The following is a 26,970-nucleotide window of genomic DNA, read 5'->3' as shown; positions in this document are numbered from 1 at the left end:
ACGCTATTCGCGGCAGTGATGCGCGGCAAGCCGCTTCCGCTTGGGCCAGCCCGCTCTAAACGGTTCGTTAGGCTTAATGGGAGATAAAGACGGGAGTGTTGTCAGAGCTGCTCTCACCGGTTGTGGCGCGCGCGTTTGTGAAGCCTGTTCCCGTTGACGCCCATAGTGCCCCATGATATCCCATTTCGATACCAAAGCCTTCGTTCCGCGTCAGGGTAAAGCGTACGCCAATCGGGCAGCCGCGGTGGCTGTGCGTTTGCGGCGTTTTGCCGCTGGGAGCGAAGCGGATTTTCGGCAGGGGACGCGCTTCGGCGCGGACGAAAACATGGAGAGGGGTGCGGCGGCGGAAGCGGCTGCAGCGTGTCATGGACCGGTTTCTGTCAAGCGCGGTGAACAGGATCGATGCGAAGGGGCGGGTCTCCGTTCCGGCGCATTTCCGCGCGGTCGTGCAGAAGCGCGGCTATTCGGAACTCTATGCGCTGCGCGGCCTGGACGTGCCTGCGATGGATGTCGGCGGGCTCGATCTGCTCGACCGCTACGAGCAGCGCATCGCGCTGGAAGACCCTTTTTTGCAGACGGCGGACGATATGTCGTTCTTCTGCCATGGCGACGGGACGTTCCTGAAGCTCGATCAGGATGGCCGCATCACGATGAGCGATTTCATTCGCGAGCATACGGGCATCACGAGCGAAGTGGCCTTTGTCGGCCGTGGCAATTTCTTTCAAGTTTGGGAGCCTGGACGGCTGGCCGCCTATGGGGCGCAGGCGCGCGCTCGGCTTTTGCAGCTTCGGCAGGGGACGAAGGCTCACGAGGCCAAGGCTGGGGAGCGGCCGGAATGATGGCGGATCACGGCGATGATCTCAGCGCCGTTGGCGGACCGGTCCGCCACATTCCGGTCCTCCTCGCCGAAGTGCTGGAGGCGCTCTCACCCAAAGCCGGCGATGTGATCGTCGACGGCACGTTTGGCGCCGGCGGCTACACCAAGGCGATCCTGGCGAGCGGCGCCTCGGTGGTGGCGATCGATCGCGATCCCGATGCGATTGCCGCCGGGCGCGGCCTAGAACAGCAATCCGGCGGCAGGCTGAGGCTGGTGCAGGCGCCGTTCTCGACGCTGGACGAACAGGTCGAAAGCGCCGACGGCGTTGTCCTCGACATCGGCATTTCCTCCATGCAGGTCGACCAGCCCGAGCGCGGCTTTTCGTTCCGCACGGACGGGCCGCTCGACATGCGCATGGCGCAGGCGGGTTTGAGTGCTGCCGACGTCGTCAATTCGTTCAAGATAGGCGACCTTGCCCGCATCTTCGGCTTCCTCGGCGAAGAGCGGAATGCCGGCCGCATTGCCCGCATGATCGAGTCACGCCGCGAAAAACGTCCGTTCGAGCGCACGCTCGATCTCGCCGACGCCATCGAAACGCATATCGGCCGCGCGCCGAAGGACAAGATTCATCCGGCCACCCGCGTCTTCCAGGCGCTGCGCATTTTCGTCAATGACGAGCTGGGCGAATTGGCCAAAGCCCTAATGGCATCCGAGCGGGTATTGAAGCCCGGCGGGCGGCTTGCGGTGGTGACGTTCCATTCGCTGGAAGACCGCATCGTCAAGCGCTTCATCGCCGACCGCGCCGACGTCGCCACCGGCTCACGTCATTTGCCCGAGGCGCACGCGCGCACTGCGACCTTCCGCAAGGCTGGTGGCGGCGTGACGGCAGGCGATGCCGAGGTCGCTGCCAATCCGCGGGCGCGCTCGGCCAGGCTGCGTACCGCCATCCGCACCGAGGCGCCGGCGCGCGCCGGTGATCTCACCATTTTCGGCCTTCCAAAGCTTCCCGGCATCCAGGCGCCGCGAGAGAGGTGAATACGTGTTTCGAACCAGCGACATAGTCCTGATCGCCGTCATGGTCTCGGCCGCGGCCCTGACCTACAAGGCCAAGCGCGAGGCCGAGGAACAGCTGGCTTCGGTGCAGAAGATCGAGGCGCAGATCCGCTATGAGGAGGATACGATCGACCTGCTCAAGGCCGACTGGAGCCTGCTGACCCAGCCGTCGCGCCTGCAGAAGCTGGCTGAAATCTACAAATCGCAGCTCGCACTCGAGCCGGTCAATGCGCGGCAGATCGTCGGGCTCGACGACCTGCCGGCAAAACCGCTCAACATCGAGGACCTGTCGTCGCAACGGCTTGGCGGCATGGCCGACAATTCCGGCAAAGGACCAGCCGACAAGGATCCCGTGGTCACCGGAGCCATCGTCCAATGATCGCTGGATTTCCAATGCGCGCCAAACTTCCGTCGGTCGGCAAATTGCTGAAGCGCCGCGCACGGACCGGCGAGGACGGCTCCATCGTGGTCGAAGGCGCGCGCAAGGCGACCGGCGGCAAGGCCAAGACCCGCATCGTGATGACGATGGCGGTGTTCTTCGGCATCTATTCGACCATCGCCGGGCGGCTGGTCTATCTCGGTTTCCAGTCCCCCGACATGTCGAATGGGCCGCAAAGCCGGGTGACGGCGTCGCGTCCCGACATCGTCGACCGCAACGGCGAGGTGCTGGCGACCGACATCAAGACGGCATCGCTGTTTGCCGAGCCGCGCCGCATCGTCGATGCCGACGAGGCGATCGAAAAGCTGTCGACCATTCTGCCCGACATCGACCCCGAGCAGACCTATCACAAGCTGAAGAGCGGCGCCGGCTTCGTCTGGCTGCAGCGGCAGCTGACGCCCAAGCAGCAGGCCGACATCATGCAGCTCGGCATTCCCGGAATCGGCTTTCGCACCGAAAAGCGCCGCTTCTATCCGGCCGGCGTGACCTCGTCCTACATTGTCGGCCTCACCAACATCGACAATCAGGGCATCTCCGGCATGGAGAAATACATTGACGAGCAGGGCTTAAGCGACCTGCAGGCCTCAGGCCTTGCGATCGCCAAGGATCTGAAGCCGGTTCAGCTGTCGATCGACCTGCGCGTCCAGCATGTGGTGCGCGACGAGATTGCCGCCGGCCTCGAGCGCTATCGGGCCATGGGCGCCGGCGCCGTCGTGCTCAACATCAAGACCGGCGAAGTGGTGGCGATGGCCTCGGTGCCGGATTTCGATCCGAACAATCCCTTCAATGCGCAGGACAAGGATCGGCTGAACCGCATGTCGGCCGGCCTCTACGAGATGGGCTCGACCTTCAAGAGCTTCACCTCGGCCATGGCGCTCGATTCCGGCAAGGCGAACATGAACAGCCGTTTCGACGCCTCGCACCCAATCCGGGTCGGCCATCAGGCCATCCACGATTTCCATGGCAAGAACCGCGTGCTGTCATTGCCGGAGGTGTTCCTTTACTCCTCCAATATCGGATCGGCCCGTGAGGCCGAAATGGTCGGTATCGAGGGGCACCGCGAATTCCTGCATCGCCTTGGCCTTCTGGACAGGATGCAGACCGAACTGCCTGAAGTCGCCCGCCCGACCGAACCGAAGGTCTGGAAGCAGGTCAACTCCTTCACCATCGCCTTCGGCCATGGCGTGTCGACGACGCCGCTGCAGGCGGCCGTCGGCTGCGCGGCGCTGATGCAGGGCTATTTGATCCCGCCGACTTTCCTGGTCCGCAGCGAGCAGGATGCCATGGCGGTGGCCAAGAGAGTGGTCAGCGAAAAGACTGTGGAGGGCATGCGCTACCTCTACACGCTCAATGCCGAGAAAGGCTCGGCCAGAAACGCCAGGGCCCCCGGCTACCGCGTTGGCGGCAAGACCGGAACCGCCGAGAAGGTGATCAATGGCCGCTACTCGAAGGAACTGAATTTCAACACCTTCGTCGCCGCCTTCCCGATGGACGATCCGCAGTATCTGGTGTTTACGATCGCTGACGCTCCGCACCCGGAAAAGCCCGGAATGACTGACGTCGCCGCCAACAATGCGGGTGTCATGGCCGGAAACATCATCAGGCGGGCAGCCGCCATGCTTGGCGTGAAGCCAGATTTCAGCCATGAAAATGGCGCAACGCTGGTTTCCTATCAGTGATTCTTAGGGCGCGCCGGCAACTGCGCGCCATTTTGTTGAGATAAACGGGGTTCGATGCACCTGAGAGATTTAGCCGGTATCCTGCCTGTCGAGGGAACATCTTCCCGCGATGTGGAGGTAACCGGGATTTCGTCGGATTCCCGCACGGTCAAGACCGGCGTGGTCTTTTTCGCGCTCGCCGGCAGCAAGGCGGATGGTTCGGCCTATGCCGCCGATGCGGCAAAGCGCGGCGCAGCGGCGGTTGTCGTTGGCAAGGCCAGCGCCGTTTCCGGTCTGTCCGTCCCGGTGCTCAGTGTCGACGACGCACGCCTGGCGCTGGCGCTGAGCGCGGCACGTTTCTTCGGCAGCCAGCCGGAGACCATGGTCGCGGTTACCGGCACCGCAGGCAAGACCTCGGTCGCCGCCTTCATCCGGCAGATCTGGGACCAGGCCGGCTTTGCCGCCGCGTCCATTGGCACCACCGGCGTGGTGGCGCCGGGCCGCAACGACTACGGTTCGCTGACCACGCCCGATCCGGTGGCTTTGCACCAGTTGCTCAAGGAATTGGCGGAGGCCGGCGTCACCCATGCCTCGATGGAAGCCTCCAGCCACGGTCTCGACCAGCGCCGCCTCGATGGCGTCAAGCTCGCCGCGGGCGGCTTCACCAATCTCGGCCGCGACCATATGGACTATCATCCGACGGTCGAGGATTACCATCGCGCGAAATTGCGCCTGTTCGACACGCTGCTGCCGAAAGGCGCGCCGGCGGTCATCTTTGCCGACGATCCGTGGTCGGCGCCGACCATCCAGGCTGCGCAGGACGCCGGGCTCAAGGTGCTGACGGTCGGCCGCCATGGCGATTTCCTGCGCCTGAAGCGGGTCGAGCACGAGCGCCACCGCCAGCGCGCCGAGGTCGAAGCCGACGGCGTGCTCTACGAGATCGACCTGCCGCTCGCCGGTGACTTCCAGATCGCCAATGCCCTGGTTTCGGCCGGGCTGGCCATTTCCACTGGAACGCCGGTCGCCAAAGCTTTGATCGCATTAGAGAAACTTCAGGGGGCACCGGGACGGCTCGACCTTGTCGGCGCCACCGCCAATGGCGCGCCCGTCTATGTCGACTATGCCCACAAGCCGGATGCGCTGGAAAATGTGCTGGCCGCCGTGCGCCCGTTCACCACCGGCCGCGTCATCGTCGTGTTCGGCTGCGGCGGCGACCGCGACCGGGGCAAGCGGCCGATCATGGGCGGAACCGCCACGCGGCTCGCCGATGTCGTCATCGTCACCGACGACAATCCGCGCTCGGAAGTGCCGGAAACGATTCGTGCCGCGATCCTGGCAGCCGCACCCGGCGCCATTGAAATCGGCGACCGCCGCAAGGCGATCCACGAAGCGGTCGCCATGCTGAAAGCGGGCGATACGCTGATCGTTGCCGGCAAGGGCCATGAAGAGGGCCAGACCATCGGCGCCGAGACTTTTCCGTTCTCCGACCAGGAAGAAGTCCGGTCGGCGCTGCGGGAGCGGGCCGCATGAGCGCGCTCTGGACTTCCGAGGCGCTGGTCGACGCCATGGGCGGTCGGCCGCTCGGGCCGATGCCGGAGGGAATTTCGGGGATCTCGATCGACAGCCGCAGCCTGCAGCCGGGCGACGCCTTCTTCGCCATCAAGGGCGAGGCGATGGACGGCCATGACTTCGCGACCGCGGCGATCAAGGCCGGCGCCGGCGTGCTGGTCGTTGCCGAAGGCAAGTTGCCGTCGCTCGGGCGGCTGACGGCGCCGATGATCGTCGTGCAGGATGTGCTGGCAGCACTGGAGAAACTCGGTGTTGCCGCCCGCGCCCGTTCCAGCGCAAAAATCATCGCGGTGACCGGATCGGCCGGCAAGACCACCACCAAGGAGGCGCTGCGTCATGTGCTGTCGGCCGTTGGCAAGGTGCACGCGTCGGCGCAGTCGTTCAACAACCATTGGGGCGTGCCGCTGACACTGGCGCGCATGCCCGACGATTGCGATTACGCCGTGTTCGAGATCGGCATGAACCATCCCGGCGAGATCCGGCCGCTGGTCAAGATGGTCCGGCCACATGTGGCCATCGTCACGATGATCGCCGCGGCGCATCTCGGCTTCTTTAGAAATCTCGACGAGATCGCCAAGGCCAAGGCCGAGATTTTTGAAGGCATCGAGCCCGGCGGTGCGGCCTTGCTCAACCGCGACGATGCGCGATGGAAGCTGCTCGACAAGATGGCGCGAGCCGCCGGCGTCGAACATGTCTTTGGCTTCGGCGAGAATGCACGGTCGACCTACAAGCTGACCAAATGCGAGCTGCATGCCGATCATTCCGACATCACTGCCAGGATCGGCGGGCAGGATGTGACGGCGCGCATCGGCGCGCCCGGCCGCCACATGGTACAGAACGTCCTGGCGGTGCTCGGCGCCGCGCATTTGGTTGAAGCCGACATCGGCAAGGTGGCCTTGGCACTGGCCGATCTTTCGGCCGAGCGTGGCCGTGGGAAGCGCCATATGCTTCGCCACCCCAAGGGACCGATCACACTGATCGACGAGAGCTACAACGCCAATCCGGCCTCGATGGCTGCTGCCATGGCGCTGCTCAACGCGACGCCTGTCACGGGCGAGGGCCGGCGCATCGCCGTGCTCGGCGACATGCTCGAGCTCGGCGACCATTCGGCCAAGCTCCATGCAGCCCTTGCCGAACTGATCGTCGGCACCGGCACAAACACGGTCTTTCTCGGCGGTCCGGAAATGCGGGCGCTGGCAGACATCCTGCCCGACGAGATCAAAACGGAATACCGCGCCGGCGCCGAGGAATTGAAGCCGCTGCTGTTGTCGACGCTGAAGGCCGGCGACGTGGTGATGATCAAATCGTCGAAAGGCATCGGCTTTTCAAAGCTGGTCGAGGCCTTGCTCGGCAAATATCCGGCGGAAGCCGCAGGCACGAAACAGAACTAGTCCGGGGAACGGAATCGTATGTTTACATTGCTCGTCGATTTTGCGGACAAGGTCTCGGTCTTCAATGTCTTCCGCTACATAACTTTCCGCACCGGCGGTGCGCTGATCACCTCGGCGCTGATCGTCTTCATCTTCGGGCCGACCATCATCAATTCGCTTAGGCTGCGGCAAGGCAAGGGCCAGCCGATCCGCGCCGATGGCCCGCAGACGCATTTCAAGAAGGCCGGCACGCCGACGATGGGCGGGCTGATGATCCTGTGCGGCATCGTCGGCTCGTCGCTTCTATGGGCGAACCTCTCCTCGATCTATGTCTGGGTGGTGCTCTTGGTGACGCTGGGCTTCGGTTCGATCGGCTTTTACGACGACTATCTCAAGGTAACCAAGCAGTCGCATCTCGGCTTTTCCGGCAAGGCGCGGCTGGCGTTGGAATTCGTCATCGCCGGCATCGCCGCCTGGGCGATCATGCATAATGGCCAGGCGCCGTTCTCGTCGTCGCTGACCTTCCCCTTCGCCAAGGAATTCATCATCAATCTCGGCTGGTTCTTCGTGCCGTTCTCCTGCTTCGTCATTGTCGGCGCCGGCAATGCGGTGAATTTGACCGATGGCCTCGACGGGCTGGCGATCGTGCCGATCATGATCGCGGCGGCATCCTTCGGCGTTATTGCCTACCTCTCCGGCAATGCGGTGTTCGCCGAATATCTGCAGATTCATTTCGTGCCCGGCACCGGCGAGCTGGCTGTCGTGCTTGGCGCCGTCATCGGCGCCGGCCTCGGCTTCCTCTGGTTCAACGCGCCACCGGCAGCGATCTTCATGGGCGACACCGGTTCGCTGGCCATGGGTGGCCTGATCGGTACGGTCGCGGTCGCCACCAAGCACGAAATCGTGCTGGTCATCGTCGGCGGATTGTTCGTCGTGGAAATCCTGTCGGTCATCATCCAGGTCGGCTACTTCAAGATGACCGGCAAGCGCGTCTTCCTGATGGCGCCTATCCATCATCATTTCGAAAAGCTCGGCTGGACCGAAAGCCAGGTGGTGATCCGCTTCTGGATCATCGCCGTCATCCTGGCGCTGGTCGGCCTGTCGACCCTCAAGCTGAGATAGGAACCCGCTTGATCCCCGCCGCATCCTTTTCGGGCAAACGCGTTTCGCTCTTCGGGCTCGGTGGCTCGGGGATCGCCACGGCGCGCGCGCTGATCGAGGGCGGCGCCGACGTGCTCGCCTGGGACGACAATCCCGATAGCGTCGCCAAGGCTGCTGACCAAGGCATTGCGACCGCCGATCTGCGCGGCGCCGACTGGTCGAAATTCTCGGCCTTCGTGCTCTCACCCGGCGTACCGCTGACGCATCCCAAGCCGCACTGGACGGTGGAGTTGGCGCGTGGCTCCGGCGTCGAAGTGATCGGCGATATCGAATTGTTCTGCCGCGAGCGGATTGCGCGCGCGCCTGATGCGCCGTTCATCGCCATCACCGGCACCAACGGCAAGTCGACGACCACGGCGCTGACCGCGCATATCCTCAAATCGGCAGGGCGCGGCACACAGATGGGCGGCAATATCGGCCGCGCCATCATGACGCTTGATCCACCGCGGGCTGACCGGCACTATGTCGTCGAGTGTTCGTCCTACCAGATCGATCTCGCGCCCTCGATCAATCCGACGGCCGGCATCCTGCTCAACCTGACGCCCGACCATCTCGACCGCCACGGCACCATGCAGCACTACGCTTCGATCAAGGAGCGGCTGGTCGCCGGCAGCGAGACAGCCATTGTCGGCGTCGACGATAGCTGGTGCGCGCAGATCGCCGACCGGCTGGAGAGGGCGGGCCGACAGGTGATCCGCATCTCCAAGCGGCTGCCGCTGACCGACGGTTATTTCGCCGACGGCTCCGATCTGATGGAAGCCGTGCATGGCCGCTACAGCCGCGTCGCCTTCCTCGAAGGCATCGGTTCGTTGCGCGGCCAGCACAATGCGCAGAACGCGCTTGCCGCGGTCGCCGCCTGCCTCAAGGTCGGCTTGAGCCTCGGCGAGATCCAGGCAGGACTTGAGAGCTTCCCGGGCCTGGCGCATCGCATGGAGCAGGTCGGGCGGAAGGACCACGTGCTGTTCGTCAACGATTCCAAGGCGACCAATGCCGATGCGGCGGCACCGGCGCTGTCGAGTTTTTCGCGCATTTACTGGATCGCCGGCGGACTGCCCAAGGAAGGCGGGATCGAGCCGCTGCGCGGTTTCTTCCCGCGCATCGCCAAGGCCTATCTGATCGGCGAGGCGGCGCCCGCGTTCTCGGCGACGCTCGGCGAAGCCGTGCCCTATGAAATCTCGGGCACCCTGGCCGCCGCGGTCGACCATGCCGCGAAAGACGCGGCCAAGGATGACAGCGGCGAGGCGGTGGTGCTGCTGTCGCCGGCCTGCGCCAGTTTCGACCAGTTCAAGAATTTCGAAGTTCGCGGCGAAGCCTTCAGGCAAGCTGCGAATGCTATCGAGGGCGTGAAACCCATCGGAGGGGCACGATAATGCAAAGCCGTCTCGACAAAAGCCCGGTCGCAACCTGGTGGTGGACGATCGATCGCTGGTTCCTGGCGGCGTTCCTGTCGCTGATGGGGCTTGGCATCGTCTTGTCCTTTGCGGCAAGCCCGGCGGTGGCCGAACGCATCGGCCTCGACAGTTTCCACTTTGCCACCAGGCAGATCATCTTCACCGTGCCGGCGCTCGGCGTGATGCTGGCAGTGTCCTTCCTGGAATCGCGGCAGATCCGGCGCATGGCGCTGATCATCCTGGGCATCATGCTGGTGCTGATGGTGGCCGTGCTCTATATCGGCGTCGAGGTGAAAGGCGCGCGGCGCTGGGTGTCGTTTGTCGGCATGTCGATCCAGCCGTCGGAATTTCTGAAACCCGCCTTCGTCATCGTCTGCGCCTGGCTGTTCGCCGAACACAAGCGCCAGCCCGACATCCCGGGCAATTTGTTTGCCATGCTGCTGCTGATCCTGGTCATCTCGCTTCTGGTGGCGCAGCCCGATCTCGGCCAGACCATGCTGGTGACCGGCACCTGGGGCGTCATGTTCTTCATGGCCGGCCTGCCCTGGCTATGGATCATCGCGCTTGGCGCCACCGGCGCCGGCGGCCTGTTTGCCGCCTATACGGTGTTCCCGCACGTCGCCGCCCGCATCGACAAATTCCTGACCGGCGAAGGCGACACGTTCCAGGTCGACATGGGCCGCGAGGCGCTGATCAACGGCCACTGGTTCGGCGTCGGCCCGGGCGAGGGCACGGTCAAGCGGGTCATTCCCGACGCGCATGCCGATTTCGTGTTTTCGGTCGCCGGCGAAGAGTTCGGGCTGATCATGTGCTTCTTCATCATGTCGATCTTCGCCTTCATCGTGCTGCGCGGCTTGAGCACGGCATTGAAGGAACATGATGATTTCACCCGCTACGCCGTCGGCGGTCTCGTCACCGTCTTCGGCCTGCAGTCGGTCATCAACATGTGCGTCAACCTGCAACTGATGCCGGCCAAGGGCATGACGCTGCCTTTCATCTCCTATGGCGGCTCCTCGCAGATCGCCATTGCCATCTCGATGGGCATGGTGCTGGCGCTGACGCGCAAGCGACCGGAAAAGCGCAAGCAGATGGGCTTTGCCCTGTCGCAGCGCGCCCTGCCGGCGGAGTGATATGGCGCGGGGTGTCATCCTTCTCGCGGCTGGCGGAACCGGCGGACATCTGTTTCCGGCCGAGGCGCTGGCGCATGAGCTGATCGAGCGCGGCTGGGGCGTGCATCTGGCGACGGACGACCGCGCCGAGCGCTTTGCCGGCCATTTCCCGGCCGCCGCCATCCATCCGATCCAGTCGGCGACGATGGGCTCGAAAAACCCCGCCGCTCTGCTCGGAGCGTTCTGGAAGATCTGGCGCGGCGTGCGCCAGGCCTCTGCCGTCATCGCCAGGATCAAGCCTGATGCGGTCGTCGGCTTTGGCGGTTATCCGACCTTGCCACCGCTCTATGCCGCGACGCGGCGCAAGCTGCCGACGCTGATCCATGAGCAGAACGCAGTGATGGGCCGCGCCAACCGGGCGCTGTCCGGGCGTGTCGATGCGATTGCCGGCGGCTTCCTGCCGCAAGATGAAAGTGCCACAGGCGCCAAGACGGTGACGACAGGCAATCCGGTCAGGCCGCCAATCCTGGAGGCGGCCAAGACGCCCTACACCGCATCCAAAGGGGCGGATCCGTTCAGGCTCCTGGTGTTCGGCGGCAGCCAGGGCGCGCAGTTCTTTTCCGACGCCATGCCGACGGCGATCGCACTTCTGCCGGAGGCGCAGCGCAAGCGGCTGGTGATCACCCAGCAGGCCCGCGCCGACGACGTGGCGCGGGTGAAGGCCGGCTATGCGGCACTCGGCGTCCATGTCGAGGTCTCGCCCTTCTTCACCGACATGGCACAGCGCATGGGCGCGGCGCATCTGGTGATCTCGCGCTCCGGCGCCTCGACGGTTTCGGAGATCGCCGTCATCGGCCGGCCGGCGCTGCTGGTGCCTTATCCCTATGCGCTGGATCACGATCAGGCGGCGAACGCAGCCGCCCTTGCCGCGGCGGGCGGCGGCGAGGTGCATCCGCAATCGTCACTGTCGCCGGAGCGCATCGCGGCTCTCATTGGCGGGCTGATGGACACTCCCGAGCGGCTGACGGCCATGGCTGCCGGAGCGAAGTCGGCTGGCCGGCCGAACGCGGCACGGTTGCTCGCTGATCTCACAGAGGCTATTGCGTCCAGAAAAACCGTTTCGGATTTCAGGAAAGGGACGCATTGATGAAGATGCCGCAGACCATCGGCCTTGTGCATTTCATCGGCATTGGCGGCATCGGCATGAGCGGCATCGCCGAGGTTCTGCACAATCTCGGCTACAAGGTGCAGGGTTCGGACCAGGCCGACAGCGCCAATGTCCAGCGGCTGCGCGACAAGGGCATCGAATGCTTTGTCGGCCACAAGGCCGAGAATATCGGCGCGGCCGAAGTGGTGGTCGTCTCCACCGCGATCAAGAAATCCAATCCCGAGCTGAAGGCCGCGCGCGAAAAACTGCTGCCGATCGTGCGCCGGGCCGAGATGCTGGCCGAACTGATGCGCTTCCGCCAGGCGGTCGCGATCGGTGGCACGCATGGCAAGACCACAACCACGTCGATGGTGGCGACGCTGCTCGATGCCGGCGGGCTCGACCCGACGGTGATCAATGGCGGCATCATCAATGCCTATGGCACCAATGCCCGTATGGGCGATGGCGAGTGGATGGTGGTCGAAGCCGACGAAAGCGACGGCACCTTCCTCAAGCTGCCGGCCGAGATCGCCGTCGTCACAAACATCGATCCCGAGCATCTGGACCATTATGGCAGTTTCGACAAGGTGCGCGAGGCGTTCCGGCAATTCGTCGAGAACGTGCCGTTCTACGGTTTTGGCGTGATGTGCACCGACCATCCGGAAGTACAGGCGCTGGTCAGCCGCATCGAGGACCGCCGCGTCATCACCTATGGCGAGAACGCGCAGGCCGATGTGCGTTTCACCAACCACCGGATGGCCGGTGCCGTCTCGGCATTCGACGTGGTGATCCGCGACCGCAAGACCGGCGGCCAGACGACGATATCGGATCTGCGGCTGCCGATGCCCGGCCGCCACAACGTCTCCAACGCCACCGCCGCAATTGCGGTCGCGCATGAACTCGGCCTATCGGCCGAAGCGATCAAGAAAGGGCTGTCGTCCTTTGCCGGCGTCAAGCGGCGCTTCACCCACACCGGCTCGTGGAACGGCGTCGACATCTTCGACGATTACGGCCACCACCCGGTCGAGATCACGGCGGTGTTGAAAGCGGCGCGCAGCGCCACCAAGGGCCGCGTCATCGCCATTGCGCAGCCGCACCGCTTCACCCGGCTGCACGATCTGTTCGACGAGTTTTCGGTCTGTTTCAACGATGCCGACACGGTGATGGTGGCGCCGGTCTATGCGGCGGGCGAGGAGCCGATCGACGGCGTGACCTCGGAGGCGCTGGTGTCGCGCATCCGCTCCGGGGGCCATCGCGATGCGCGCTACGTCGAAACCCCTGCCGCGATTTCGCCCGTCATCCGCGCGTTGGCGAAACCGGGCGACTTCGTCATCTTCCTGGGCGCCGGCAACATCACCCAATGGGCCTATGCGCTGCCTGGGGAACTCGGCGGTACCGTCTCATGATGCGCGGCCAGGACCTGCTCGACAAACTTGGCGACCGGCTTGCCGGCCTGCGCGGCCGCATCACGCCCAATGCCGAGATGGACAAGATCACCTGGTTCCGCGCCGGCGGTCTGGCGGACGCCCTGTTCCAGCCGGCCGACGAGGAGGATCTGGCTGCCTTCCTGCGCGCCGTGCCGGAGGACATCCCGCTCACCATCGTCGGTGTCGGCTCCAACCTCCTGGTGCGCGACGGCGGGATTCCGGGTTTCGTCATCCGGCTTTCGGCCAAGGGCTTTGGCGAAGCCGAGGTGGTTTCGCCGACCGTCATCAAGGCCGGTGCTGCGACGCCCGACAAGCGCGTCGCGGCCGTCGCTTATGAGGCCGGTATTGGCGGCTTTCATTTCTATCACGGCATTCCCGGCGCCATCGGCGGGGCGCTGAGGATGAATGCCGGCGCCAATGGCGTCGAGACGCGGGAACGTGTCGTCGAGGTTCGGGCGCTCGACCGCAAGGGCAATCTCCACACCCTCAGCAATGAAGACATGGGCTATGCCTATCGTCACTCGGCCGCACCTGCCGGGCTGATCTTCACCTCCGCCGTTTTCGAAGGTGTTCTGGAAGACCAGGAGGCGATCAAGGCGGCCATGGACGCCGTCCAGACGCATCGCGAGACGGTGCAGCCGATCCGCGAGAAGACCGGCGGCTCGACCTTCAAGAATCCGGAAGGCACCTCGGCCTGGAAGGAAATCGACAAGGCCGGCTGCCGCGGGCTGATGATCGGCGGCGCGCAGATGTCGCCGATGCACTGCAACTTCATGATCAACACCGGAACAGCGACCGGATACGACCTCGAATATCTCGGCGAGACGGTGCGCGCCCGCGTGCTTGAAAATTCAGGCATCCGCCTGCAGTGGGAAATCAAGCGGCTCGGCAATTTCCGCCCCGGCCATGCCGTGCAGGAATTCCTCGGACAGCTTCTTTAGCGCAAGCTGAAGTTCATGTGATGCTTGAACTTCAAACGGTCTGAAACAACAGCGCCACCGTTGCTCCAAAGACTCACAACACGCTTTTTCCGGCCGTTTTCGCGGAAAGTGAATCTGTCGGAATCATAAGCACTTGCCAGCGAATCAACTCTCTGATTCTCTGCCTTAAAGCGTTTCCTGATTTGAGTCGTTCGACGCGTCGACCGCGTTTTCCGTCTGGGGGGCAACCTGCCGGGAGACTCGGACTCAATCTGGTCGCTGAATGCGTGGTTGCGGGCCCGCCGTGAGAGGGATGACGGGATATGAAGAACAAGCATGTGGCTGTCCTCCTGGGCGGATTCTCGTCCGAGCGGCCCGTGTCTCTGTCTTCGGGAAAGGCGTGTGCGGATGCGCTTGAGAATGAAGGCTACCAGGTTACCCGCGTCGATGTTGCGCGCGATGTCGGCGCCGTGCTCACCGAACTCAAGCCCGATGTCGTCTTCAACGCACTGCACGGCCCGTTCGGTGAAGACGGCACCATCCAGGGCATCCTCGAATATCTGGCCATTCCCTACACCCATTCGGGCGTGCTCGCCTCGGCGCTCGCCATGAACAAGGAGCAAGCCAAGAAGGTCGCCAAGGCTGCCGGCATCGCGGTGGCGGAATCGAAGGTTGCCAGCCGCTTTGCCATCCAGAACAAGCATCCGATGAAGCCGCCCTACGTGGTCAAGCCGGTCAATGAAGGCTCAAGCTTCGGCGTCGTCATCGTGCATGAAGGGCAGTCGCATCCGCCGCAGGTCATCGGCTCGTCCGAATGGAAATATGGCGAGACCGTCATGGTCGAGCGCTACATCCATGGGCGCGAGCTGACCTGCGCCGTCATGGGCGACGTGGCGCTCGGCGTCTGCGAGATCATTCCGACCGGCCATTCCTTCTACGACTATGATTCAAAATACGTCGCCGGCGGATCAAAACACGAAATCCCTGCTAAAATTTCATCAAATATTTACCAAAAAATACAGACACTGGCGCTCAAGGCACATCTGGCTATCGGCTGCCGGGGCGTTTCCCGATCGGACTTCCGCTATGACGACCGTCACTCCGAAAACGGCGAGATTGTCTGGCTCGAGATCAACACTCAGCCGGGCATGACGCCGACGTCTTTGGTGCCTGAAATCGCCGCCCAGGCCGGGCACTCGTTTGGCAAATTGTTGAGTTGGATGGTGGAGGACGCTTCGTGTCTGCGTTGAAATGGGGACAGGACAAGGGCAGGGGCGGCGCCGGGCCGGCGCTGTTCGGCATGCCGTTGTCGTTCGACCATTTCGTGCTGCCGCGCGTGCTGCGCCGGCCGGTGCGCGTGCTGGCGCGCCTGGGCGGCGGCGACTTCGTCGCGCCGCGCTTTTCCGCGGCCATCCTGTCGGCTTCGCTCATTGCATCAAGCAGCCTCTATGGCGCCATTCTCGGCGGTCATGCCGACGACATCGTCCAGAGCATCACCGCCCGGACCGGCTTTGCCGTCGACCAGATCAAGGTGGTCGGCAACCGCCAGACTTCGGAGATCGACATATTGGACCGGCTCGAGCTCGACGGCTGGACGTCACTGATCGGCTTCGATGCCGAGGCCGCGCGTGAACGTATTGATACCTTGCCCTGGGTCGAAGTGGCGGCGGTGCGCAAGGTCTATCCACATACGCTGGAAGTGCGTGTCGAGGAGCGCGAGCCCTTCGCGCTCTGGCAGCAGGGCGCGGAGCTTTCGGTCATCGAACGCTCCGGCGCGGTGATCGCGCCGTTCTCCGGCGGCAAGCAGGCGCTGCTGCCGCTGATCATCGGCACCGGCGCGCCGGCCAAGGCCCCCGACTTCGTGGCCAAGATCAACAAATTTCCCGAGCTCGCGGCTCGGGTCAAAGGCTATATCCGCATCGGCGAACGGCGCTGGGACCTTAAGCTGGAAAACGGCATCACGATCAAGCTGCCCGAGGATGGCGAGGATCAGGCGATCGCCGATCTGGTTCGGATGGACCACGACAACGGGCTTCTGACGCGGGACATCGCCGCCGTCGACATGCGCATCTCCGATCGCCTGGTGGTGCAGCTGACGCCGGAAGCGGCGACGCAGCGCCAGGCCGCGCTCAATGAAAAGCCGCAAAATCTGAAGCGCAAGTCGGGGACGAAGATATGAGCTGGCTTGGCGGCAACAGCGATGCCTCTTCGCGGCGTTCCGGCACGCTCACCGTGCTGGATGTCGGCTCGAGCAAGGTTTGCTGCGTGGTGGCGAAACTGAAGCCGCGCGAGGACGGCAAGCTGTTGCGCGGCCGCTCGCACCGCATCCAGGTGATCGGCATCGGCCACCAGAAATCGCAAGGCGTGAAGTCGGGCGTGGTCGTCGATCTCGACCGCGCGGAGCACGCCATTCGCCTGTCCGTCGACGCAGCCGAACGCATGGCGGGACTGACCGTGGATTCGCTGATCGTCAACATGACGGCGGGCCGGCTGAAGAGCGAAACCTATTCGGCCACCATCAATCTTGGTGGCCATCAGGCCGACGAAGCCGACATCAAGCGCGTGCTTGCCGCCGGCGCCAAGCAGGCGCTCAAGGCCGAACGCGACGTGATCCATTCGCTGCCCGTCGGCTTTTCGCTGGACGCCGAGCGCGGCGTGCGCGATCCGCGCGGCATGGTCGGCGACCAGCTCGGCGTCGATATGCATGTGCTGACGGGCGATGCCGCGCCGCTGCGCAATCTGGAGCTCTGCATCAACCGCTCGCATCTTTCGGTCGAGCGCATGGTGGCGACGCCCTATGCCAGCGGGCTTGCGGCCCTGGTCGACGACGAACTGGAAATGGGTGCGGCCTGCATCGACATGGGCGGCGGCACGACGACCATCTCGGTGTTTTCGGAAGGCAAATTCGTCCACGCCGATGCCATTGCCATCGGCGGCAATCATGTGACGCTCGATATGGCCAAGGGCCTGTCGACCTCGCTCGACGCCGCGGAGCGGCTGAAGGTGATGCATGGTTCGGCGCTGCCTGGCAGTGCCGACGATCGCGACCTGGTCTCGATCCAGCCGATCGGCGAAGACGGCGAGATGCCGCTGCAGATCCCGCGCTCGGTGATGACGCGCGTCATCCGCGCCCGCATCGACGAGACGCTGGAACTGTTGCGCGACCGGCTGAACAAGTCGGGCTACGGCAATGCCGTGGGAAAACGCGTCGTGCTGACCGGCGGCGCCAGCCAGCTTGCGGGTCTCCCCGAGGCGGCGCGCCGCATTCTGGGACGCAATGTGCGCATCGGACGCCCGCTCGGCGTGGCGGGCCTGCCGGAAGCTGCCAAGGGGCCGGCTTTCTCGACGGCGGTCGGGCTGCTGATCTATCCGCAGATGGCGAGCTTCGAGAGCCATCCGGCGAAAGGAATTTCCGGTCTCAGGATGACCGGGACGGGCGGAAAACTGCATCGCATGAGTCAGTGGTTGAGAGACAGTTTCTAATTGACGGGGACAGCCCCATAGGCGGCCGCGGCGGCGAAGCGGCGGGAAAGGCAAAGGACGGAGACAATGACGATCAATCTGCAAAAGCCGGACATCACCGAGCTCAAGCCGCGGATCACCGTATTCGGTGTCGGCGGCGGCGGCGGCAATGCCGTCAACAACATGATCACCGCGGGCTTGCGCGGTGTCGAGTTCGTCGTGGCCAACACCGATGCACAGGCGCTGACCATGTCGAAGGCCGAGCGGCTGATCCAGCTCGGCGCGCATGTCACCGAGGGGCTCGGCGCCGGCTCGCAGCCTGAAGTGGGCCGTGCGGCGGCGGAAGAGTGCATCGATGAGATCATCGATCATCTCTCCAACACCCATATGTGCTTCGTCACCGCCGGTATGGGTGGCGGCACCGGAACCGGTGCGGCTCCCGTGGTTGCCCGCGCGGCGCGCGAACGGGGTATCCTCACCGTCGGCGTCGTCACCAAGCCGTTCCATTTCGAAGGCCAGCGCCGCATGAAGACGGCGGATCTCGGCATCGAGGAGCTGCAGAAATGTGTCGATACCCTGATCGTCATCCCCAACCAGAACCTGTTCCGGCTGGCCAATGACAAGACCACCTTTGCCGACGCCTTCGCCATGGCCGACCAGGTGCTCTACTCCGGTGTTGCCTGCATCACCGACCTGATGGTCAAGGAAGGTCTGATCAATCTCGACTTCGCCGACGTGCGTTCGGTGATGCGCGAAATGGGCAAGGCGATGATGGGCACCGGCGAAGCTTCGGGCGAGGGCCGCGCGATGGCCGCCGCCGAGGCGGCGATCGCCAATCCGTTGCTCGACGAGACCTCGATGAGGGGCGCCAAGGGCCTGCTGATCTCGATCACCGGCGGCCGCGACCTGACCCTGTTCGAAGTCGACGAGGCCGCGACCCGCATCCGCGAGGAAGTCGATCAGGACGCCAACATCATCCTCGGCGCCACCTTCGACGAGGAACTCGAAGGCGTCATCCGCGTCTCGGTGGTCGCCACCGGCATCGACAAATCGGCAGCTGAAATTGCCGCGGCGCCGATCTCGATCCGGGCCGTGCCGCCGCAGCAGAAGCCGGTCAGCCGCCCAGCGGCTCCGGGGGCGGAAGGCCGTCCGGCACCGGTCCAGCAGCAGACCTATGAGCAGCGCGCGGCCGATCCGGTGGCCGAGCCGATCCAGCTTGCCGAGGCCAATGCGGCGGCAATGGCTCGTCCGGCGCCGATGGCCCAGGCGGAAGATTTCCGCCCGCAGAGCAAGATCTTCCAGGCCCCGCCTGCCCAGCCGCAGCCTGTCGTGCAGCAGGTGATGCAACCGGCGCCGATGCGGGAAATGCCGCAGCCGGTGGCTGCCGCACCGCAGCGCATGCCGCGGGTGGAGGATTTTCCGCCTGTGGTGCGGGCCGAGGTGGAAGCCAAGGGCCGTCCGGCCGACCATGAAAACAGCGGGCCGATGGGGCTGCTCAAGCGGCTGACCAACGGGCTGACGCGCCGCGAAGAAGAGCCGGCCCGGTTGCAGCCGGCACAGCCGCGCGAACCGAAACTGCGCCAGGCGGCGCCGGAAATGCGCCGCCTTGCCAGCCAGGATCCGCAGCTTTACGCGCCGCGCCGCGGCCAGCTCGACGATCAGGGCCGGTTGACGCCGCAGACCAGGTCGACCCAGGAAGACGACCAGCTGGAGATACCGGCTTTCCTGCGCCGCCAGGCCAACTGAGCCGTTAACGGTATGTAACACTTGTTAACAGGCAGACGAGAGATTGTCTGCCTGTTAACGTTTAAAGTGGTTTAATAACAAGACGTTACGATGTGACGCTCAAGGTCTGTCGCGGTTACACAGAGTAAGAAACCGTGATTTGGAGTCTCCCTGACAGACCATTATCTTTGCCGCAGCACTTTCGGTGTGCTGGGATTCGGGGAAGTGGCCCTGCCTGCCGATAAAAAAGAGCCGCGCCTTTTGGGTTAAAGCGGACTTAGGCGTTTGGGCTATGGGGTTTGTCTTGCAAGACTATCAGACGACACTGAAATCGCGTGCAACGCTGACCGGTACCGGCGTTCACAGCGGCAAACCGGTCACCGTCAATTTCCTCCCTGCGGACGCCGACACCGGCGTGCTCTTCCACCTTTCGAACGGAAGCGAGAGCCGCGAGTTCCGCGCGCTGGTTGCTGAAGTCGGCGCGACCGATCTCTGCACCATGCTCGGCGATCCGGCAGGCGAGCATATCGCCACCGTCGAACATCTGATGGCGACGCTTTTCGGGCTCGGCATCGACAACATCGTCATCGAGATCGACGGTCATGAGGTTCCGATCCTCGATGGCAGTGCGGTGGCGTTCGTGGAAGCCATCGACCAAGCCGGCATCGAGACGCTGGCGGTCAAGCGCCGCTACATCAGGGTGGTCAAGCCCGTCCGCATCGAGAATGGCGCGTCCTGGGCCGAGTTCAGGCCCTATAGCGGCACGCGCTTCGAGGTCGAGATCGATTTCGAAAGCCCGGCGATCGGCCGCCAGCTATTCGCCTCCGACATCAACCCCGACATCTTTCGCCAGGATATCGCGCGCGCCCGCACCTTCGGCTTCATGAAGGATGTCGAGCGGCTGTGGGCGGCCGGCTATGCGCTGGGCTCCTCGCTGGAGAACTCGCTGGTGATCGGCGACGACAACCGGGTGATCAACATGGGCGGCCTGCGCTACCCCAATGAGTTCGCTCGCCACAAGACGATGGACGCGATGGGCGATCTGGCGCTGGCCGGCGCCCGTTTCATCGGTTGCTTCCGCTCCTATCGCGGCGGTCACCGGATGAATGCGGCTGCTTTGCGGCGGCTTCTGTCCGACCGTTCGGCCTTCGAGGTCGTCGAGACCACGCGCCGCGAGCGCGGCCGCACCGCCGAGATGAGCGCCGTCACCGGCCCTGTCTTTGCGCCCTGGGTGATCTGATTCTTAACGATTTTCTGGCTTTCTGAACGCTGGCCGGTGTTGCACGAAAGCATCACCGGCCAGTGAAAGTGCGTAGCATTCGGGGCAACACCAAGCCGCCACAAAAATGTGCGATTGGCTAGACATAGCGTTGCTGGGCAAGGCAGTTATGGTTTATGGCTGCTGCCGTCTGTTAGGCGCATGTCGCTCAAAAGTGGGGATCAGTTTTGAGGGAACGCCATGCGAAAGGCATTGAACTAACGCCGAAAGGGCGCAATCCGATCATGTTCTTCAAGCGAGTTGGTCAATCGAAAGCGCCGTATCGGGCTGTTTTCCTGGCGCTTTCGGTGGTTGTGCCATCGCTGTTCCTCTCAGCCTGCATGTCGTCCGAGAAAGACGTCGACCTGTCGACCTATGTCGACCAGACCGAACCGGCCGACGTCCTTTACAATCAAGGCCTTGCCAATCTCAATGCCGGCCGCCTGGATGAGGCGAGCAAGAAGTTCGACGCCGTCGACCGCCAGCACCCGTATTCGGAATTCGCCCGCAAGTCGATGGTGATGGGCGCCTTCGCCGACTATCGCGCCGGCCGTTATGACGAAGCAATCGGCTCGGCCAAGCGCTATCTGACGCTTTATCCGTCGACCGACGACGCGGCTTACGCCCAGTATATTATCGGGCTGAGCTACTACAAGCAGATCAAGGACGTCACCCAGGATCAGAAGGAAGCACGCCAGACCGTGCAGACGATGCAGGATTTGGTGACGCGCTGGCCGACGTCGGAATATGTCGACGACGCCAAGGAAAAGATCCGTTTCGCCAACGACCAGCTGGCCGGCAAAGAGATGCAGATCGGCCGCTATTATCTCGAGCGGCGCGAATACATTGCTGCCGTCAAGCGCTTCCGCAACGTGGTCGAGAACTATTCCAACACCCGCCATGTCGAAGAGGCGCTGGCGCGTCTGGCCGAAAGCTACTACGCGATGGGCTTGACCTCGGAAGCGCAAACCGCCGCTGCGGTGCTCGGCACCAATTATCCCGACAGCCAATGGTACAAGGATACCTACAAGCTGTTGCAGAGCAACGGGCTTGAGCCGCGCGAGAATGCCGGATCGTGGATATCCAAGGCCGGCAAGCTGATCACCGGCGCCTGACGCCCGAGCATCGACTGAGGCGGAACGCGCTTTTCGGATTGATCCGACGCTCAAACAAAAAGATAGTGCGGCGCTGCGACTCCATCGGTCGCATGCCGCTTCACAGCGGTTCAGTGGTTTGATTGAGGCGCTGAACCGTCCTAACTTTTTGTTCTACGCAATTCCGGACGGAAAACCGCTACGCACTTTTCCTGGAATTGCTTGAGGTCCGGGTTCTGATGCTTTCCAGACTGTCGATCCGCGATATCGTCCTGATCGAGAAGCTGGATATCGACTTCCAGCCCGGCCTTTCCGTGCTGACCGGTGAAACCGGCGCCGGCAAATCCATCCTTCTCGACGCGCTGTCGCTGGCGCTTGGCGCGCGCGGCGACGCCTCGCTGGTGCGGCACGGTGCTGCCCAGGGCCAGGTCATTGCCGTCTTCGATGTGCCGCGCAACCACCCGGTGCGCGCGCTGCTGGCCGAAAACGCCATCGAGGATGACGGCGACATCATCCTGCGCCGGCTGCAGACCGCGGATGGCCGTACCCGTGTCTTCGTCAACGACCAGCCGTCCAGCGTCACGCTGATGCGCGACATAGGCCACGCGCTGGTCGAGATCCACGGCCAGCATGACGAGCGCGCCCTGGTCGATCCAGGCGCGCATCGCGAATTGCTGGACAGTTTTGGCGGCCATCTGGGCGCTGCCCGCGCGACCGGCGAGGCGTGGCGCTACTGGCGCGGCGCCGAGCAGGAGTTTGCCAGGCACCGCGCCAAGGTCGAGGCAGCGGCGCGCGAGGCCGATTATCTCAGGGCCTCGGTGGCGGAACTGGCAAAGCTCGATCCGCAGCCCGGCGAAGAGACACAGCTGGCGGAATTGCGTGCAACGATGATGCGGGCGGAAAAGATCGCCTCGGAAATACACGATGCACAGGATGTGCTGTCAGGCCCGTCCTCGCCGCTGCCGCAACTGGCCAGCCTGCTGAGGCGCCTGCAGCGCAAGGCCAGCGAAGCGCCGGGACTGCTCGAGGATGTGGTGAAGTCGCTGGACGAGGCGATGCTGTCACTGGATGCAGCGCAATCGGGCGTCGAGGCGGCACTGCGCGCCACCGAATACGACCCGCAGAGGCTGGAGAAGGCGGAGGAGCGGCTGTTTTCGCTGCGTGCGGCCTCACGTAAGCACAGTGTGGCCGTTGACGATTTGGCGCAACTGCGCGACACCATGTCCGCCGATCTCGCCGATCTTGATGCCGGCGAGGGGCGCCTGCATGTCCTGGAAAAGCAGGCCTCAGCGGCGCGAGAAGCCTACGATATTTCCGCAGCCCAGCTCTCCGCCCTTCGCCATGCGGCCGCGGTCGGCCTGACCAAGGCTGTGATGGCCGAATTGCCGGCGCTGAAGCTGGAACGGGCTGAGTTCATCGTCGAACTGGCCAGCGATGGCGAGAACCGCATGGAAGAAGGCATCGACCAGGTCGAGTTCTGGGTGCGCACCAATCCCGGCACCAGGCCTGGGCCGATGATGAAGGTCGCCTCCGGCGGCGAGCTGTCGCGCTTCCTGCTGGCGCTCAAGGTGGCGCTGGCCGACCGTGGCTCGGCGCCGACATTGGTCTTCGACGAGATCGACACCGGCGTCGGCGGCGCCGTGGCCGATGCGATCGGCCAAAGGCTGGCCAGGCTGTCGAAGCGCGTGCAGGTGCTGTCGGTCACGCATGCTCCGCAAGTGGCGGCACGTGCTGCGACGCATTTCCTGATCTCCAAATCCGGCGGCTCGGACAAGGTCGCCACCGGCATCGCCGAAATGGACCGGGCGGCGCGCCAGGAAGAGATCGCGCGCATGTTGGCCGGCGCTACCATCACCGACGAGGCGCGCGCAGCCGCGGAACGGCTGCTGCGCGAGAATATTGCTGCAGCGTAGTCGTCGCAAGGCTTTCGGACTGAGTCAGGATATGGCTCCATCCCGCTGTTCAGGAATGCTTTTTCCGAAATCCTGATTTATGGTGCCTCGCCACTGTCCAGGGACCGCTGCATGTCTGAAAAACCAGTCGAATCGTTGAGCGAAAGCGAAGCCGCGGATGAGCTCCAGCGGCTGGCCGAGGAGATCGCCGGTCATGACCGGCGCTATCATGCCGAGGACGCGCCGACGATTACGGACGCAGAATATGACGCGCTGCGGCGGCGCAATCTTGCCATCGAGGAGCGCTTTCCCGGTCTGGTGCGCGAGGATTCGCCCTCGCTGCGGGTCGGCGCCGCGCCGGCGGAAGGCTTTGCCAAGGTGCGCCATGCGGTGCCGATGCTCAGCCTCGCCAAGGCCTACACAGACGAGGACGTCACCGATTTCATCGAGCGTGGCCGGCGCTTCTTCGACCGCGACAAGGACCTCGACATCGCGTTTACGGCCGAGCCGAAGATCGACGGCCTGTCGGCGTCGCTGCGCTATGAACGCGGTGTGTTCGTGCAGGGTGCTACGCGCGGCGACGGCACTGTAGGCGAGGACATCACCGCCAATCTCAGGACCATCGCCGACATCCCCGCCAAGCTGAAAGGATCGGGCTGGCCCGAGACCATCGAGATCCGCGGCGAGGTCTACATGACCTATGCGGAATTCGAGGCACTGAAGGCCCGCTCGGCGGCGGTGGGCGGCCAGGACTATGTCAATCCGCGCAATACGGCAGCGGGCTCCTTGCGACAGAAGGATGCGTCCGTCACCGCCAGCCGCAATCTTAAATTTTTTGCCTATGCCTGGGGCTATACGACAGCGGATCCGGCGCCGACCCAATATGATTCGGTGCAGAAATTCGCCGAATGGGGGTTCAAGGTCAGCCCATTGATGGTGCGGGCGAAGTCGGTCGACGAGCTGATCGCGCACTACCACAAGATCGAGGAGCTGCGTTCGTCGCTCGGCTACGACATCGACGGTGTCGTCTACAAGGTCGACCAGCTGGAATTGCAGCGTCGCTGGGGCTTTGTCACCGGCGAGCCGCGCTGGGCGGTTGCGCATAAATTCCCGGCCGAACAGGCGATGACGACGGTGCAGAAGATCGACATCCAGGTCGGCCGTACCGGTACGCTGGCGCCGGTGGCGCGGCTAGCGCCGGTCACGGTCGGCGGCGTGGTGGTCGAAAACGTCACGCTGCACAATGAGGACTACATCAAGGGTTTTGACAGCAACGGCTTGCCGATTCGCGACGGCATCGATGTCCGCATCGGTGACACGGTTGTCATACAACGGGCGGGCGATGTCATTCCGCAGATCGTCAGCGTGGTCGTCGACAAGCGGCCGGCTGATGCGGTGCCTTACGAATTCCCGCACATTTGTCCGGTCTGCGGCTCGCCGGCGACGCGCGAAATCAACGAAAAGACCGGCAAGGAGGATTCGCGCCGGCGCTGCACCGGCGAGCTGATCTGCGCCGCCCAGGCCGTGGAACGGCTGCGTCATTTCGTGTCGCGCGGCGCGCTCGACATCGAGGGGCTGGGCGCCGAGAATATCGACCTGTTCTTCAATTCGGGACTGGTCAAGACCGCCGCCGATATCTTCACCCTCAGGGATCGCCGCCCGGCCGTCACCAGGGCGCTGGCCGAGCGGCGCGAGGAGCAGGCCAGGCAGCGCGAGGCGGCATCGGGCAAGGCGCGCAAGAATGTGCGCGGTGTCGAGGACCGCAATTATGAAGGCCTCGACAAGCTGTTCGCGGCCATCGATTCGCGCCGCGAGCCGGAGCTCGACCGCTTCATCTTCGCACTCGGCATCCGCCATATCGGCGAAACGACGGCGGCCGTGCTTGCGCGGACGTTTTCGACCATCGAGGAGCTGATCCGCGTCGGCAAGGAAACGGCGGCGGCTGAGGATCCGCACAGCGTCTTCCCCTCCATCAACGGCATTGGCGATACAGTGATCGATGCGCTGCGCGATTTCTTCGGCAATGAACGCAATGACGACGTGCTCGACAGACTGCTCGAACAGGTCAAGCCGAAGCCGTATGTCGTCACCGTTTCTGCCGACAGCGAGGTTGCCGGCAAGACCATCGTCTTCACCGGCACGCTGGAAAAGATGACGCGCTCCGAAGCCAAGGCGATGGCCGAACGGCTCGGCGCCAAGGTGGCGGGTTCGGTGTCGGCGAAGACCGATCTGCTGGTGGCCGGGCCGGGCGCCGGCTCCAAACTGAAGCAGGCCAGCGAACTCGGCGTCGAAGTCATCGACGAGGACACCTGGCTGCAACGGGTCGGCAAGGCGTGATGGCCGGTTCGTTCAAAGGGTTCGGGCAAAAGGCCATACCGTTCCTCAAGGCGCTCGACTTCCACCAGAGCCGCGAATGGTTCCAGGAAAACCGCGCGCTTTACGACAGCGAGTTGCATGAGCCGTTCTGCGATCTGGTCGAGACGCTGACCGAGCGCTTCGCGGCGGCGGGTCTGGGCTTGCGCGGTGACCGCAAGAAGTCACTGTTTCGCATCAACCGCGACGTGCGCTTCGCCAAGGACAAGCGGCCCTACAACCAGCATTTGTCGGCCATGCTGTCGCCGGACGGCACCAAGATGGAGCAGGGCGTGTTCTTCGTCTATGTCGGGATCGACCGCTGCTTTGCCGATGTCGCCTGGTGGAATCCGGAGCCGTCCCTGCTGCTGGCGATGCGCAAGGCGATCATCGCCCGGCCGGCCGACTTCCGAAAACTGCTTTCAACCCTTAGGAAAAACGGCTTCGAACTCGAAACCGAGGGCCGCATGAAGCGCACGCCGCGCGGCTTCGAGCAGGTCAACGAACCCGATCTTGTCGACGCCATCCGCAACCGGCACTTCTATGTCCAGCACATGATCGATCCGGCTGGAATTCACGCGCCGACGCTGGTCGACGAGCTTGTCGATTTCGCCTCGCGCGCCAAGCCGCTGCTTCACTGGGGCAGGGCGATCCAGGGCACGGCACCGCAGAGCTAGAGTCTTTCACGTTTTGATGGAAGCGTGTCCAGCGTTAGTGAAGTACTTGCCGCATTCTGCGGCCTCAGTGGTAACAGCTGCGCCAGCAGCAAACTGTGTTCCGCCCCTAATTTCCCCGCCTACTTTCCCCGCTTGTCATGACGCCGTCTAAAGCGTGACGGTAGTGTGCTGAGAGTTCTGCAAATGGTTGTGTGCGTCAAGTTCTGCAAAATGGGGCGGCCATGATGCTGGTCATGCGGCTTGGCGCAGAGCGAGTTTCTTGTGCTCGCGCAGGTCGTCCGTGTTGATGTATCGGTTGGCCTCCATCCAGTTTTCATTGGTCTCGACGGCCAACGCCCTGACCAAACACAGGCAGCTTTCGGTGTTGGGGAAGATGCGCACGACATAGGTGCGCCGGCGGATTTCCTCGTTGAGCCGCTCCAGCATGTTGGTGGATTTGAGATGCTTGT

The 26,970-nt window shown here is 63.8% G+C and carries 22 protein-coding genes; 21 read left to right on the top strand and 1 reads right to left on the bottom strand.

Translation table 11 applies throughout. The features are described 5' to 3' along the window. Positions 1-365 precede the first annotated feature (365 nt). The 21 genes from mraZ (at position 366) to NKJ80_RS28415 (ending at position 26,521) form a co-directional block, all read left to right on the top strand. Positions 366-839, top strand: a complete 474-nt coding sequence (gene mraZ, locus NKJ80_RS28515) for a division/cell wall cluster transcriptional repressor MraZ (RefSeq protein WP_023682144.1) — start codon at positions 366-368, stop codon at positions 837-839. Further along, on the top strand, positions 836-1,852 hold the full coding sequence (rsmH, locus tag NKJ80_RS28510) for a 16S rRNA (cytosine(1402)-N(4))-methyltransferase RsmH (protein ID WP_023714771.1): 1,017 nt from the start codon (positions 836-838) through the stop codon (positions 1,850-1,852). Before mraZ ends, rsmH begins: the two co-directional genes overlap by 4 nt. Before the next feature lie 4 nt (positions 1,853-1,856). Continuing rightward, a complete protein-coding gene (ftsL, locus tag NKJ80_RS28505; protein ID WP_023682142.1) occupies positions 1,857-2,249 on the top strand; it encodes a cell division protein FtsL in 393 nt (130 codons plus the stop codon). 14 nt (positions 2,250-2,263) lie between these two features. Then, on the top strand, positions 2,264-3,988 hold the full coding sequence (locus tag NKJ80_RS28500) for a peptidoglycan D,D-transpeptidase FtsI family protein (protein ID WP_023682141.1): 1,725 nt from the start codon (positions 2,264-2,266) through the stop codon (positions 3,986-3,988). 54 nt (positions 3,989-4,042) lie between these two features. After that, entirely contained in the window at positions 4,043-5,497 is a 1,455-nt protein-coding gene (locus NKJ80_RS28495; RefSeq protein ID WP_352498769.1) for a UDP-N-acetylmuramoyl-L-alanyl-D-glutamate--2,6-diaminopimelate ligase, read from the top strand. After that, complete coding sequence (locus NKJ80_RS28490) at positions 5,494-6,927, top strand: UDP-N-acetylmuramoylalanyl-D-glutamyl-2,6-diaminopimelate--D-alanyl-D-alanine ligase (RefSeq protein ID WP_352498768.1); 1,434 nt, start codon at positions 5,494-5,496, stop codon at positions 6,925-6,927. The genes NKJ80_RS28495 and NKJ80_RS28490 overlap by 4 nt, the downstream gene beginning before the upstream one ends. Positions 6,928-6,945: 18 nt before the next feature. Next, positions 6,946-8,028 carry a phospho-N-acetylmuramoyl-pentapeptide-transferase gene (mraY, locus tag NKJ80_RS28485; protein ID WP_023668273.1) on the top strand — a complete coding sequence of 361 codons (1,083 nt, stop codon included), beginning with the start codon at positions 6,946-6,948 and terminating at the stop codon, positions 8,026-8,028. Positions 8,029-8,036: 8 nt separating this feature from the next. After that, positions 8,037-9,437 carry a UDP-N-acetylmuramoyl-L-alanine--D-glutamate ligase gene (gene murD / locus NKJ80_RS28480; RefSeq protein ID WP_023697020.1) on the top strand — a complete coding sequence of 467 codons (1,401 nt, stop codon included), beginning with the start codon at positions 8,037-8,039 and terminating at the stop codon, positions 9,435-9,437. Next, on the top strand, positions 9,437-10,588 hold the full coding sequence (ftsW, locus tag NKJ80_RS28475) for a putative lipid II flippase FtsW (protein ID WP_023668275.1): 1,152 nt from the start codon (positions 9,437-9,439) through the stop codon (positions 10,586-10,588). Before murD ends, ftsW begins: the two co-directional genes overlap by 1 nt. 1 nt (position 10,589) lies before the next feature. After that, positions 10,590-11,714 (top strand): undecaprenyldiphospho-muramoylpentapeptide beta-N-acetylglucosaminyltransferase, encoded by a 1,125-nt coding sequence (gene murG, locus NKJ80_RS28470; RefSeq protein ID WP_023705550.1) that lies wholly within the window; start codon positions 10,590-10,592, stop codon positions 11,712-11,714. Then, positions 11,714-13,120 carry a UDP-N-acetylmuramate--L-alanine ligase gene (murC, locus tag NKJ80_RS28465; protein ID WP_023668277.1) on the top strand — a complete coding sequence of 469 codons (1,407 nt, stop codon included), beginning with the start codon at positions 11,714-11,716 and terminating at the stop codon, positions 13,118-13,120. The genes murG and murC overlap by 1 nt, the downstream gene beginning before the upstream one ends. After that, positions 13,117-14,082 (top strand): UDP-N-acetylmuramate dehydrogenase, encoded by a 966-nt coding sequence (gene murB, locus NKJ80_RS28460; protein WP_027050618.1) that lies wholly within the window; start codon positions 13,117-13,119, stop codon positions 14,080-14,082. The genes murC and murB overlap by 4 nt, the downstream gene beginning before the upstream one ends. A gap of 302 nt (positions 14,083-14,384) precedes the next feature. Then, positions 14,385-15,311 carry a D-alanine--D-alanine ligase gene (locus NKJ80_RS28455; RefSeq protein WP_023744604.1) on the top strand — a complete coding sequence of 309 codons (927 nt, stop codon included), beginning with the start codon at positions 14,385-14,387 and terminating at the stop codon, positions 15,309-15,311. After that, complete coding sequence (locus tag NKJ80_RS28450; protein ID WP_023688033.1) at positions 15,299-16,240, top strand: cell division protein FtsQ/DivIB; 942 nt, start codon at positions 15,299-15,301, stop codon at positions 16,238-16,240. The genes NKJ80_RS28455 and NKJ80_RS28450 overlap by 13 nt, the downstream gene beginning before the upstream one ends. Next, the gene (gene ftsA, locus NKJ80_RS28445; protein ID WP_023688034.1) at positions 16,237-17,544 is read left to right on the top strand and encodes a cell division protein FtsA; all 1,308 of its coding nucleotides are present in this window, start codon (positions 16,237-16,239) and stop codon (positions 17,542-17,544) included. Before NKJ80_RS28450 ends, ftsA begins: the two co-directional genes overlap by 4 nt. Before the next feature lie 66 nt (positions 17,545-17,610). Then, positions 17,611-19,269 (top strand): cell division protein FtsZ, encoded by a 1,659-nt coding sequence (ftsZ, locus tag NKJ80_RS28440; protein ID WP_352498767.1) that lies wholly within the window; start codon positions 17,611-17,613, stop codon positions 19,267-19,269. 271 nt (positions 19,270-19,540) lie between these two features. Then, the gene (gene lpxC / locus NKJ80_RS28435) at positions 19,541-20,488 is read left to right on the top strand and encodes a UDP-3-O-acyl-N-acetylglucosamine deacetylase (protein WP_023668283.1); all 948 of its coding nucleotides are present in this window, start codon (positions 19,541-19,543) and stop codon (positions 20,486-20,488) included. 263 nt (positions 20,489-20,751) lie between these two features. Continuing rightward, positions 20,752-21,621: an outer membrane protein assembly factor BamD gene (locus tag NKJ80_RS28430; RefSeq protein ID WP_023668284.1), complete on the top strand. Its 870-nt coding sequence runs from the start codon at positions 20,752-20,754 to the stop codon at positions 21,619-21,621. A gap of 218 nt (positions 21,622-21,839) precedes the next feature. Further along, positions 21,840-23,513: a DNA repair protein RecN gene (gene recN, locus NKJ80_RS28425; protein WP_023668285.1), complete on the top strand. Its 1,674-nt coding sequence runs from the start codon at positions 21,840-21,842 to the stop codon at positions 23,511-23,513. Between the two features lie 111 nt (positions 23,514-23,624). Then, complete coding sequence (gene ligA, locus NKJ80_RS28420; RefSeq protein ID WP_352498766.1) at positions 23,625-25,829, top strand: NAD-dependent DNA ligase LigA; 2,205 nt, start codon at positions 23,625-23,627, stop codon at positions 25,827-25,829. Then, positions 25,829-26,521: a DUF2461 domain-containing protein gene (locus NKJ80_RS28415; protein WP_023830767.1), complete on the top strand. Its 693-nt coding sequence runs from the start codon at positions 25,829-25,831 to the stop codon at positions 26,519-26,521. Before ligA ends, NKJ80_RS28415 begins: the two co-directional genes overlap by 1 nt. Positions 26,522-26,752: 231 nt before the next feature. On the opposite strand, the gene NKJ80_RS28410 is transcribed toward NKJ80_RS28415, so the two are convergent. After that, positions 26,753-26,970: transposase (locus NKJ80_RS28410; RefSeq protein ID WP_352498765.1), on the bottom strand; the 218-nt coding region annotated here is incomplete at its 5' end.

The organism is Mesorhizobium sp. M0030 (genome assembly GCF_040323695.1).
Taxonomy (GTDB): Bacteria; Pseudomonadota; Alphaproteobacteria; order Rhizobiales; family Rhizobiaceae; genus Mesorhizobium.
Note: the sequence above shows the minus strand (reverse complement) of the source record. Positions and strands in the feature narration are given on the sequence as shown.